Source organism: Streptomyces sp. TRM70350, from assembly GCF_019219825.1.
Taxonomy (GTDB): Bacteria; Actinomycetota; Actinomycetes; order Streptomycetales; family Streptomycetaceae; genus Streptomyces.
Map to the genome: position 1 here is coordinate 77,942 of NZ_JAHUXH010000002.1, position 12,004 is coordinate 89,945.

Genomic DNA, 12,004 nt, shown 5'->3' on the forward strand with positions numbered 1-12,004 from the left:
TGCGCGATCGGGATGCAGCAGGCCCCCACCGAGGCGGGGGCCTGTCGGTGGCCGGGCCTACAGCCCGTACTTGTCGCGTGCCTCCTTCACGGCCGTCGCCTTGACCTCGCCGCGCTTCGCGAGCTGGGCCAGGGCCGCGACCACGATGGACTCCGCGTCGACGCCGAAGTGGCGGCGGGCGGCCTCGCGGGTGTCGGAGAGGCCGAAGCCGTCGGCGCCCAGCGAGGAGTAGTCCTGCTCGACCCACTGCGCGATCTGGTCCGGAACCTGGCGCATGTAGTCGGAGACGGCCAGCACCGGGCCCTCGGCGCCCTGCAGCGCCTGACGGACGTACGGCACCCGCTCCTCGCCGCGCAGCAGCGCCGCGTCGGCCTCCAGCGCGTCCCGGCGCAGCTCGCTCCAGGAGGTCGCGGACCACACGTCGGCCGCCACGCCCCACTCCTCGGCGAGCAGTGCCTGGGCCTTCAGCGCCCAGTGGATCGCCGTACCGGAGCCGAGCAGCTGGATGCGCGGGGCGTTCGCCGCCACCGTCACACCCGCCGACTCCGCCGTGTTGAAGCGGTACAGGCCCTTGACGATGCCCTCGTCGATGCCGAGGCCCTGCGGCTTCGCGGGCTGCGGCAGCGGCTCGTTGTAGACGGTGAGGTAGTAGAAGACGTTCGGGTCCTCGCCCGGCGCCGCCTCGCCGTACATGCGGCGCAGACCGTCCTTGACGATCGTCGCGATCTCGTACGCGAACGCCGGGTCGTACGTCAGAGCGGCGGGGTTGGTGGCCGCGATGACGGGGGAGTGGCCGTCGGCGTGCTGCAGGCCCTCACCGGTCAGGGTGGTACGGCCCGCCGTGGCGCCGATGAGGAAGCCGCGGCCGAGCTGGTCGCCGAGCTGCCACATCTGGTCGGCCGTGCGCTGCCAGCCGAACATCGAGTAGAAGATGTAGAACGGGATCATCGGCTCGCCGTGCGTGGAGTACGCGGTCGACGCGGCGATGAAGTCGGCCATCGAACCGGCCTCGGTGATCCCCTCGTTGAGGATCTGGCCGTTCCTGGCCTCCTTGTAGTACATCAGCTGGTCGCGGTCGACCGGCTCGTACGTCTGGCCCTTGGGCGAGTAGATGCCGAGGGAGGGGAAGAGGCTCTCCATGCCGAAGGTGCGTGCCTCGTCCGGGACGATCGGCACCCAGCGCTTGCCGGTCTCCTTGTCCCGGACCAGGTCCTTGACCAGGCGGACGAACGCCATGGTGGTCGCCACGTTCTGCGAACCGGAGCCCTTGTCGAAGGACGCGAAGGCCTTCTCGGCGGGCGCGGGCAGCGGCGCGACCGGGTGCACGCGGCGGGCCGGGGCCGGACCGCCGAGGGCGGCGCGGCGCTCCTGGAGGTAGCGGACCTCGGGGGAGTCGGCGCCCGGGTGGCCATAGGGCACCACGCCGTCGACGAACGCGCTGTCCGCGATCGGCAGGCCGAGCAGGTCGCGCATCGTCTTGAACTCGTCCACCGTCAGCTTCTTCATCTGGTGGTTGGCGTTCTTCGACGCGAAGCCCTCGCCGAGCGTGTGGCCCTTGACCGTCTGGGCCAGGATCACGGTCGGCGCGCCCTTGTGCTCGACGGCGGCCTTGTACGCGGCGTACACCTTGCGCGGCTCGTGACCGCCGCGCGAGAAGTGGAAGCAGTCGAGGATCTTGTCGTCGCTCAGCAGCTTCGCCATCTCGACGAGCGCCGGGTCCTTGCCGAAGAAGTCCTCGCGGATGTAGGCGGCGTCGCGGGTCTGGTACGTCTGGACCTGCGCGTCCGGTACCTCGCGCAGGCGTCGTACCAGCGCCCCCGTGGTGTCGAGCTGCAGCAGCTCGTCCCACGCCGAGCCCCACAGCGTCTTCACGACGTTCCAGCCGGCGCCGCGGAACTGGGCCTCCAGCTCCTGCACGATCTTGAAGTTGGCGCGGACCGGGCCGTCGAGGCGCTGCAGGTTGCAGTTGATGACGAAGGTGAGGTTGTCCAGCTCCTCACGCGCGGCCAGCGCGAGCGCCGCCGTCGACTCCGGCTCGTCCATCTCGCCGTCGCCGAGGAAGGCCCAGACGTGGGAGGCGGAGACGTCCTTGATGCCGCGGTTGGTGAGGTAGCGGTTGAAGCGCGCCTGGTAGATCGCGGAGAGCGGGCCGAGGCCCATCGACACCGTCGGGAACTCCCACAGCCAGGGCAGACGGCGCGGGTGCGGGTACGACGGCAGGCCGTTGCCGCCGGCCTCGCGGCGGAAGTTGTCGAGGTGGTGCTCGTTCAGGCGGCCGTCGAGGAAGGCGCGGGCGTAGATGCCGGGGGAGGCGTGGCCCTGGATGTAGAGCTGGTCGCCCGAGCCGTCGGCCTCCTTGCCCTTGAAGAAGTGGTTGAAGCCGGTTTCGTACAGCCAGGCCGCGGAGGCGAAGGTGGCGATGTGGCCGCCGACGCCGTACTTGCTGCCGCGGGTCACCATGGCGGCCGCGTTCCAGCGGTTCCAGGCGGTGATCCGGGCCTCCATCTCCGGGTCGCCGGGCATCGACGGCTCGGCGGCGGTGGGGATGGTGTTGACGTAGTCGGTCTCAAGGAGCTTGGGAAGCGCGATGCCGGTGCCCTCGGCGCGCTCCAGCGTGCGGCGCATCAGGTACGCGGCACGGTGCGGCCCGGCCGCCTTGGCGACGGCGTCCAGGGAGGCCTGCCACTCGGCGGTCTCCTCCGGGTCGCGGTCCGGGAGCTGGTCGAGCTCGCTCGGCTGGATGGCGTTGGGGTCGGTCATGTCGCCGCCTTCCTCAGTCGAAGGGGGTTCCCTCATCGGTAAGGGTTCGGGGTGCCCTTGGTCTTTGGCAGGACAGGGCGTGAGGCTCGGGTGGGAGCCCGTCGAGGACTGTAACTCCCTGATCGATGATCGATCAAAGGGTTGACCCGTAAAACCTCTTGATCACGAGGAAATAGGCACGCGGTGCCTCGGACTCGGGCACCCGGTGCCGTGTTTTTCCTGGGTTTACGCAGGTGAGGGCGCGTTTGAGTGCCCGGGTGCTCGCTTGTGCCCCGCCCCTCATGCGGCCGCGTGCGCCGCTTGCCTCTCGCGCCCGCCGGGGGTGCCGGTGCGACGCCGTGTGCTGCGCGTTGACCGAGGCGCCGGGCGGCAGCCGGCGCCCGATCGCCCCCAGCACGGACGGCAGCAGCGGCCAGGACACGGCGCCGCCCGAGGACGGATTGCCCAGCAGCACCATCAGGCCCCAGGGCGGCAGCATCGCCCAGCGCCCGATGAGCCTACGCGCGCGGCGCGCACCCCAGGACGTGGGCCTTCACGATCTCCGCGATCCGCGGATCCCGGCGCCGGAAGGCCGCGACCAGCTCCTCGTGCTCCTCGGCGTAGGACTGCTGCACCGTCCCGAGCCAGCGGATCGACAGCGCGGTGAACACCTCGATGCCGAGCCCTTCCCAGGTGTGCAGCAGCACCGAGTTGCCCGCGGCGCGGACCAGCTCGCGGTGGAAGGCGACCGTGTGCCGGACCTGGGCCGTGCCGTCCGACTTGCGGTCGGCCTCGTAGAGCGCGGTGACGTGCGGTTCGAGGGCGGAGCAGTCCTCGGCGAGCTTGTGCGCCGCGAGTTCGGCGGCGATGGCCTCCAGACCGGCCCGGACCGGGTAGCTCTCCTCCAGGTCGGCCGCGGTCAGGTTCCGCACCCGTACGCCCTTGTTGGGCGCGGACTCGATCAGGCGCAGCGACTCCAGTTCACGCAGCGCCTCGCGGACCGGGGTCTGGCTGACCTCCAGTTCGGTGGCGATCCGGCGCTCCACGATCCGCTCGCCCGGCTTCCAGCGCCCGCTGATGATCCCTTCCAGGATGTGCTCGCGGATCTGTTCGCGCAGCGAGTGGATGACGGGCGCGGTCATGAGGGCTCCTTAGGGCGCGTTTGACGATTAGACAATAAGGCCGTCCTCGTGCGGGGGAGGGGCGCATGGGGGCGCTTTGGTGCAGGTGAGACGAGGCTTACACGCCTAGTGGGGTGGGGGTTCTGTGGCTTGGCGGGTGCGCGTTGTGGGTGGCTTGTCGCGCAGTTCCCCGCGCCCCGAACAAACGGCGATGCCCTCGCCCCGGATTTCCGGGGCGAGGGCATCAGTGTGTGCGCCGAGGGCGTTTTTACAGGCCGAGTTCGACCTCGAACTCGCCGGCCTCCAGGATCGCCTTGACCGCCGTCAGGTAGCGGGCGGCGTCGGCGCCGTCCACCAGGCGGTGGTCGTAGGAGAGGGTCAGGTAGGTCATGTCGCGGACGCCGATGACCGTGCCCTCCTCCGTCTCGATGACGGCCGGGCGCTTGACCGTGGCGCCGACGCCGAGGATCGCGACCTGGCCCGGCGGCACGATGATCGTGTCGAACAGCGCGCCGCGCGAACCGGTGTTGGAGATGGTGAAGGTCGCGCCGGACAGCTCGTCCGGGGTGATCTTGCTGGCGCGGACCTTGCCGGCCAGCTCCGCCGTGGCCTTGGCGATACCGGCGAGGTTGAGGTCACCGGCGTTCTTGATGACCGGGGTCATCAGGCCCTTCTCGGAGTCCACCGCGATACCGATGTTCTCGGTGTCGAAGTAGGTGATGGTCCCCTCGGCCTCATTGATCCTGGCGTTGATGGCCGGGTGGGCCTTCAGCGCCTGCGCGGCGGCCTTGACGAAGAACGGCATCGGGGAGAGCTTGACGCCCTCGCGGGCCGCGAACGCGTCCTTGGCCCGGGCGCGCAGCCTCATCAGGCGGGTGACGTCGACCTCGACGACGGAGGACAGCTGGGCCTGCTCGTGCAGGGCCTTGACCATGTTGTCGCCGATGACCTTGCGGATGCGCGGCATCTTGACGGTCTGGCCGCGCAGCGGGGAGGCCTCCAGGACCGGCGCCTTCTTCGCGGCGGCGGCCGGAGCGGCGGCGGCCGGAGCCGGAGCCGCGGCGGCGGCCTTCGCGGCCTCGGCGGCGGCCAGGACGTCCTGCTTGCGGATCCGGCCGCCGACGCCGGTGCCCTTGACGGTGGCCAGGTCGACGCCGTTCTCGGCGGCGAGCTTGCGCACCAGCGGGGTGACGTAGGCACCCTCGTCGGTCGGCTGCGCGGCGGCGGGCGCCGGAGCGGCCGGGGCCGGAGCCTGAGCGGCCGGAGCGGGGGCCGGGGCGGCGGGCTGAGCCGGTGCCGCGGGCTGGGCCGGGGCGGCGGGGGCCGCGGGGGCCGGAGCCTCGGCGGCCGGAGCCGGGGCCGGGGCCTCGGCGGCCGGAGCCTGAGCGGCCGGGGCGGGCGCGGCCGGGGCCTCGGCGGCGGACGCCGGGGCCGGGGCGGCGGGAGCCGGGGCAGCGGCCGGAGCCGCACCCGGGGCGCCGATGACGGCCAGCTTGGCGCCGACCTCGGCCGTCTCGTCCTCGCCGACCGTGATCTCCAGCAGCGTGCCGGAGGCGGGCGCCGGGATCTCGGTGTCGACCTTGTCGGTGGATACCTCCAGCAGTGGCTCGTCGGCCTCGACGGTGTCACCGACCGACTTCAGCCAGCGGGTGACGGTGCCCTCGGTGACGGACTCGCCGAGCGCGGGCAGGACCACGTCCGTGCCCTCGGCGGCACCGCCGCCGGCGGCGGCCTCGGCGGTGGGCGCCGGGGCGGGAGCGGCCTGCTCGGCGGACGGCTGGGCCTGCGGGGCCGGCTCCGGAGCGGGCGGGGCGGCCTGCTCGGCGGCCGGGGCCGGAGCGGGTGGGGCGGCCTGCTCGGCGGCCGGGGCCGGAGCGGCGGCCGGCGCGCCGGTGCCGTCGTCGATCACGGCCAGCTCGGCGCCGACCTCGACGGTCTCGTCCTCGGCGACCTTGATGGAGGCCAGCACACCGGCGGCCGGGGCCGGGATCTCGGTGTCGACCTTGTCGGTGGAGACCTCGAGCAACGGCTCGTCGGCCTCGACGCGCTCACCCTCGGCCTTCAGCCAGCGGGTGACGGTGCCCTCGGTGACGCTCTCGCCGAGCGCCGGAAGGGTTACGGAAACCGCCATGGTTTCGGTTGCTCCTTACGAATTGCGGAAGTCTGTGTCGTCGCGCCCGATGACCGAGAGCGTCAGTCGTGGGAGTGCAGCGGCTTGCCGGCCAGGGCCAGGTGGGCCTCGCCGAGCGCCTCGTTCTGCGTCGGGTGGGCGTGGATGAGCTGGGCGACCTCGGCCGGCAGCGCCTCCCAGTTGTAGACCAGCTGGGCCTCGCCGACCTGCTCACCCATGCGGTCGCCGACCATGTGCACGCCGACCACCGCGCCGTCCTTGACCTGGACGAGCTTGATCTCGCCCGCGGTCTTCAGGATCTTGCTCTTGCCGTTGCCCGCCAGGTTGTACTTCAGGGCGACGACCTTGTCCGCGCCGTAGATCTCCTTGGCCTTGGCCTCGGTGATGCCGACGGAGGCGACCTCGGGGTGGCAGTACGTCACCCGCGGCACGCCGTCGTAGTCGATCGGGACGACCTTCAGACCGGCCAGCCGCTCCGCCACCAGGATGCCCTCGGCGAAGCCGACGTGCGCGAGCTGGAGCGTCGGGACCAGGTCGCCGACCGCCGAGATCGTCGGGACGTTGGTCCGCATGTACTCGTCGACGAGGACGTAACCGCGGTCCATGGCGACCCCGGCCTCCTCGTAGCCCAGGCCCTGGGAGACCGGACCGCGGCCGACCGCGACCAGCAGGACCTCGGCCTCGAACTCCTTGCCGTCGGCGAGGGTGACCTTGACACCGTCGGCCGTGTACTCGGCCTTCTGGAAGAAGGTGCCCAGGTTGAACTTGATGCCGCGCTTGCGGAAGGCGCGCTCAAGAAGCTTCGAGCTGTTCTCGTCCTCGACCGGGACGAGGTGCTTCAGGCCCTCGATGATCGTGACGTCCGCGCCGAAGGACTTCCACGCGGAGGCGAACTCGACACCGATGACACCGCCGCCGAGGATGATCGCGGACTTCGGCACGCGGTCCAGGACGAGGGCGTGGTCCGAGGAGATGATCCGGTTGCCGTCGATCTCCAGACCCGGCAGCGACTTCGGCACGGAACCGGTCGCCAGCAGCACATGGCGGCCCTGGATCCGCTGACCGTTCACGTCCACCGAGGTCGGGGAGGACAGCCGCCCCGCACCCTCGATGTAGGTCACCTTCCGGGAGGCGATGAGGCCCTGCAGACCCTTGTACAGGCCCGAGACCACCTCGTCCTTGTACTTGTGGACCCCGGCGACGTCGATGCCCTCGAAGGTGGCCTTCACACCGAACTGCTCGCTCTCGCGGGCCTGGTCGGCGATCTCGCCCGCGTGCAGCAGGGCCTTGGTGGGGATGCAACCCCGGTGCAGGCAGGTGCCGCCGACCTTGTCCTTCTCGATCAGGGCGACGTCCAGGCCCAGCTGCGCCCCGCGCAGGGCCGCGGCGTAACCACCGCTACCACCGCCGAGGATCACTAGGTCGAAAACGGTGCTGGCGTCGTTCGCCACGTCACGTCCTCCATGCATGTGCGCCGTACGCCGGTCTGCGGTGACCGGCAGGCGGCTGGTGTCCGGCCGCTCTACTTCGGCCCTTCGGTGGGGCCCTGTCCTGCCGAGCCCCATCTTCGCACCTGTCAGCACACAACGAGACGCGGGGCCGGGGTGTGATACGCCCCACGCTCAGATGAGGGTGACGGAAGGGCAGCGCCGCCAGGGGTGCGGGGAACTGCGCGACCCACCACGGACTCCCCGCACCCGCCGTACCACGGAACGGACCGGCTCTTAGGGGTCCTTGCACTCTGCCCGCCCGGGTCGCGCGGCCTGGCACCGCACCTCGCCGCGTTGCCGAAACGCCCAGGTGGCTCCGCTACCAGGGCGCTCCGGCGCCTTGCGATGCACGGCACCAGACCACGCGACCTGATCGGACGCTCATAGTGCAAGGACCCCTCAGGCGAACCTCACCCCAGATCGCCCGCGGCGGTCAGCTCGGCCAGCCGCACCAGAGTCCGCACCCCGGACCCCGTACCACCCTTCGGCGTGTATCCGAACGGCCCCTGCTCATTGAACGCGGGCCCGGCGATGTCGAGGTGCGCCCACGTGATGCCCTCGCCCACGAACTCCCGCAGGAAGAGCCCGGCGACCAGCCCCCCACCCATCCGCTCACCCATGTTGGCGATGTCGGCGGTGGCCGAGTCCATCCCCTTGCGCAGATGCTCCGGCAGCGGCATCGGCCACGCGGCCTCACCGACCTCCTCCGCGGCCTCGTGCACCGCGGAGCGGAACGCGTCGTCGTTGGCCATCACACCGAACGTCCGGTTCCCCAGCGCCAGCATCATCGCCCCGGTCAGCGTCGCCACATCCACGATCGCGTCCGGCTTCTCCTCCGACGCCGCCCACAGGGCGTCCGCCAGCACCAGCCGTCCCTCGGCGTCGGTGTTCAGCACCTCGACGGTCTTGCCGCTGTACATCCGCAGCACGTCACCCGGCCGCGTGGCCGACCCGGACGGCATGTTCTCGGCCAGCGCCAGCCACCCGGTGACGTTGACCTCCAGCCCGAGCCGAGCCGCGGCGATCACGGCCGCGAACACCGCCGCCGCCCCGCTCATGTCGCACTTCATCGTCTCGTTGTGACCGGCAGGCTTCAGTGAGATGCCGCCCGAGTCGTACGTGATGCCCTTGCCCACGAACGCGAGGTGCTTCTTCGCCTTCGACGAGGTGTACGACAGCTTCACCAGCCGCGGCGCCGACGCCGACCCGGCGCCGACGCCCAGGATGCCGCCGTACCCGCCCTTGGCCAGTGCCTTCTCGTCGAGCACCTGCACCTTGATGCCGTGCTCCTTGGCCGCGGTCTGGGCGATCGCCGCGAACGCCTCCGGGTTGAGGTCGTTCGGCGGCATGTTGATCAGGTCACGGGCGCGGTTGAGCTCCTCGGAGACGGCGACGGCGCGCTCGACGGCCGCCTTGAACGCCTTGTCGCGGGGCTTGCCACCGAGCACGGTGACCTCGGCGAGCGGCGCCTTGCCGTTCTTCTTGTCCTTGCCGTTGTCCTTGTACGCGTCGAAGGAGTAGGCGCCCAGCAGCGCGCCCTCGCCGATCGCGCCGACCGAGGCCGCGTCCGCGACCGGCAGCGCGAAGGCGGCCTTCTTGGCACCGGCCAGCGCACGGGCGGCGGCCCCGGCGGCCCGGCGCAGCGCCTCCGCGTCGTACTCCGCGTCCTTCTCCGGCCGGGCCCCGAGGCCCACCGCCACCACGAGCGGCGCCTTGAAACCGGCCGGGGCGGGCAGCTTCGTCACCTCGCCCTCGGCGCCGGAGGCGCCCAGGGTCTCCAGGACGCCGGCGAGCCTGCCGTCGTACGCGTTGTCCACGGCGTCCGCGCCCGGTGCGACGACCGGGCCCTTGTCGCCCTTGGCGACACCGATCACGATCGCGTCGGCCCGCAGGCCGGGCGCCGCGGCGGTGCTGAGAGTGAGAGCAGTCACGGTGGTGAAATCTCGCTTCCGATGTGAAGTTCCTGTGGCCGAGGGACGGGGCGGCCGGGCCCGACAGCCGACCCTGGATCCCTCGTGTGGTGGAGTCTGTACCTGGACAGGTATTGACCTGGCACGAGCCTACGCCCGCTGTCCCTTCGGGCATTCCCGCGGACGTTCACCTCTCGGTGGCGCCGTGGCCATGTACTGATCCTCGCACCCCATGAGCCGAGTCACACGCGTCGGGTTCGGGTGAGAGGGACGCCGCTCCCGAGCCGCACACCGGACCTGCTGAGGCGCCTCAGCCCAGGACGAGCACCAGCAGTGCCGTCGTGGCCGCCGTCTCGGCGAGACCGCCGAACACATCGCCGGTGACCCCGCCGAACCGGCGCACGCAGTGCCGCAGCAGGAGGCCGGCGACCACGGCGGAGGCGACCACCGCGAGGGCCGTGCGCAGGACGTCGTACGTCCCGAAGAGCGCCCCGGCGGCCGCGGCACCTCCGGTCACGGCCAGCGTCACGCCCACCGCCCCGCGGACCGGGACGACCCCGGCGACGGCCGCCCCCAGCCCGTCGGGCCGGGCGGCCGGCACCCCGGCGCGGGCGGCCAGCGTCAGCGCGAGGCGGGCGGCGGTGGCCGCGACGACCGACGCGAGCGCACCCCGGGCCCAGGAGCCGTCGTAGACCTGTGCCAGGGCCGCCACCTGGGCCAGGAGCACGAAGACCAGGGTGAGCACCCCGAACGGGCCGATGTCCGACTGCTTCATGATCCGCAGCGCGTCCTCGGCGGGCTTGCCGCTGCCCAGCCCGTCCGCCGTGTCGGCCAGGCCGTCCAGGTGCAGGCCACGGGTGAGGACGGCGGGGACGGCGACGCCGCCGACGGCGGCGAGCAGCGGGCCCGCGCCGAGCAGGAGCAGCAGCAGACCGACACCGGCCGCGCAGAGGCCGACGACCAGCCCGGCGAGGGGAGCGCAGAGCATCCCGCCGCGCGCGGTGTCCCGGTCCCAGCGGGTCACCCGTACCGGCAGGACGGTGAGGATGCCGAAGGCGAAGCGCAGGCCGTGCACGGGCGGGATCAGGGACATCCCGGCAGGGTACGCGACCGCTCACGGAGCATTTCACCGGAATCCTGGGCAAACTTGAACGTATGGGGAACTGGCTGGAACGCAACATCGTCGAGCCCGGCAAGCTCCCCCTGCTGCTCGCCCTCACCGCCTTCGTGCTGACCTTCCTGATCACCCGGCTGATCACCCGCATGATCCGGGCGGGCAGGGGCCCCTTCCGCAACGTCAAGACGGGCGGTGTGCACGTCCACCACGTGGTGCCCGGCGTCATCCTCATCCTCGTCGGCGGCTTCGGCGCGGTGGCCGGCGGCCGGCACGGCTTCGGCTCCTACCTCGCGGCCGTGCTCTTCGGGATCGGCGCGGGCCTGGTGCTGGACGAGTTCGCGCTGATCCTGCATCTGGACGACGTGTACTGGACCGAGGCGGGCCGCAAGAGCGTCGAGGCGGTCGTGCTCACCGCCGCGCTGGTCGGCCTGTGGGTGGCCGGATTCTCGCCCTTCGGCGTCAACGACCTCGACGAGGACGAGTTGCAGAACCGGGGCTCGGTCATCTCCACGGTCGCGGTGACCTTCCTCCTCTCGCTCATCGCCCTCGTCAAGGGCAAGGCCCGCCTGGCCATCCTCGGCGTGATCATCCCCTTCCTCGCCCTGTTCGGCGCGATCCGGCTGGCCCGCCCCGGATCCCCCTGGGCGAAACGCTTCTACCGCCGCCGTCCCCGCGCCCGGGCCAGAGCACGCCTGCGCGCCTACCACCACGACCGCCGCTGGCTGGGCCCCACCCGCAGGCTTCAGGACTGGCTGGGCGGCACACCCGACCGCGAGCCCACCCGCTCCCTCGAAACCCGCTGACGCGGCGCGGTCACCGCGCACAGCACCAGCACCGCCGCGATCGCCGCGAGGTGCTCCTTGCCGGCCAGGTTCTCCTTCACCACCACCTCGGCCACCATCGCGACGACGACCGCCCCGGCGGTGACGTACGCTCCGTAGCGCCAGCCGACGTACACCGCGAGGCCGACGACCGCGGCCGACGGGCCGGTGTCCACGACCTGCGCGTCCGAGGCGGGCAGGCCGAGGGGGTGGCCGGGGCCGAGGGCGATGCCGAGGCGGGCGTACAGCGTTCCGGCGAGGGTGGCGGTGTAGGCGAGGGCGAGGGTGCGCCATCGTCCGAGGCAGATCTCCGCGATGCCGAACACCAGCAGGATCTGCAGCAGCGCACCCCACACCGGCAGGCCGAGGGCGGGCACGAACAGCGACAGGGGGGTGCGCAGGAGGGCCAGCCAGAGGGGGTCCTCGGCGCGGACGGCCCCGACGTTCTGCACGAACTGGTAGCCCCACGAGCGGCCGTGCACGAAGTGCAGCAGGGCGGTGAGGCAGACGGCCCCGATCGCCATCGCCACGGCCCGCGCCCGCCGCGCGCGCAGCCCCGCACGGACGGTCCGGTGGAGCGGCCCCCATTCGGCGCGGGCCCAGCGGGCGAGCGGGTTCATCGGGGGCGGCTCCGGGGGTGCGGCGGGTGCGGATACGTAGCGACACGTACAGAGA

The 12,004-nt window shown here is 71.9% G+C and carries 8 protein-coding genes and 1 pseudogene; 1 reads left to right on the plus strand and 8 read right to left on the minus strand.

Annotated features, from left to right (window positions below):
- Window positions 1-57: 57 nt before the first annotated feature.
- From aceE to KWI83_RS03770, 7 genes and pseudogenes are all read right to left on the minus strand, one after another.
- On the minus strand, window positions 58-2,760 hold the full coding sequence (gene aceE / locus KWI83_RS03745) for a pyruvate dehydrogenase (acetyl-transferring), homodimeric type (protein WP_218512806.1): 2,703 nt from the start codon (window positions 2,758-2,760) through the stop codon (window positions 58-60).
- Window positions 2,761-3,039: 279 nt separating this feature from the next.
- A pseudogene (locus KWI83_RS38105) lies at window positions 3,040-3,256 on the minus strand (ABC transporter permease); the annotation flags it as partial.
- Window position 3,257: 1 nt separating this feature from the next.
- On the minus strand, window positions 3,258-3,881 hold the full coding sequence (locus tag KWI83_RS03750) for a GntR family transcriptional regulator (RefSeq protein WP_218512807.1): 624 nt from the start codon (window positions 3,879-3,881) through the stop codon (window positions 3,258-3,260).
- Window positions 3,882-4,128: 247 nt separating this feature from the next.
- Entirely contained in the window at window positions 4,129-5,991 is a 1,863-nt protein-coding gene (sucB, locus tag KWI83_RS03755) for a 2-oxoglutarate dehydrogenase, E2 component, dihydrolipoamide succinyltransferase (RefSeq protein WP_218512808.1), read from the minus strand.
- Between the two features lie 62 nt (window positions 5,992-6,053).
- Window positions 6,054-7,442 carry a dihydrolipoyl dehydrogenase gene (gene lpdA / locus KWI83_RS03760; RefSeq protein ID WP_218512809.1) on the minus strand — a complete coding sequence of 463 codons (1,389 nt, stop codon included), beginning with the start codon at window positions 7,440-7,442 and terminating at the stop codon, window positions 6,054-6,056.
- A gap of 449 nt (window positions 7,443-7,891) precedes the next feature.
- The gene (locus KWI83_RS03765) at window positions 7,892-9,412 is read right to left on the minus strand and encodes a leucyl aminopeptidase (protein WP_218512810.1); all 1,521 of its coding nucleotides are present in this window, start codon (window positions 9,410-9,412) and stop codon (window positions 7,892-7,894) included.
- Between the two features lie 289 nt (window positions 9,413-9,701).
- Window positions 9,702-10,484 (minus strand): adenosylcobinamide-GDP ribazoletransferase, encoded by a 783-nt coding sequence (locus KWI83_RS03770; protein WP_218512811.1) that lies wholly within the window; start codon window positions 10,482-10,484, stop codon window positions 9,702-9,704.
- Between the two features lie 62 nt (window positions 10,485-10,546).
- Between KWI83_RS03770 and KWI83_RS03775 the strand changes: the two genes are divergently transcribed.
- The gene (locus KWI83_RS03775; protein ID WP_218512812.1) at window positions 10,547-11,311 is read left to right on the plus strand and encodes a hypothetical protein; all 765 of its coding nucleotides are present in this window, start codon (window positions 10,547-10,549) and stop codon (window positions 11,309-11,311) included.
- Here KWI83_RS03775 and KWI83_RS03780 read toward each other — a convergent pair.
- Window positions 11,251-11,949 carry a hypothetical protein gene (locus KWI83_RS03780; protein ID WP_218512813.1) on the minus strand — a complete coding sequence of 233 codons (699 nt, stop codon included), beginning with the start codon at window positions 11,947-11,949 and terminating at the stop codon, window positions 11,251-11,253. The two genes, KWI83_RS03775 and KWI83_RS03780, sit on opposite strands and share 61 nt — an antisense overlap.
- Window positions 11,950-12,004 lie beyond the last annotated feature (55 nt).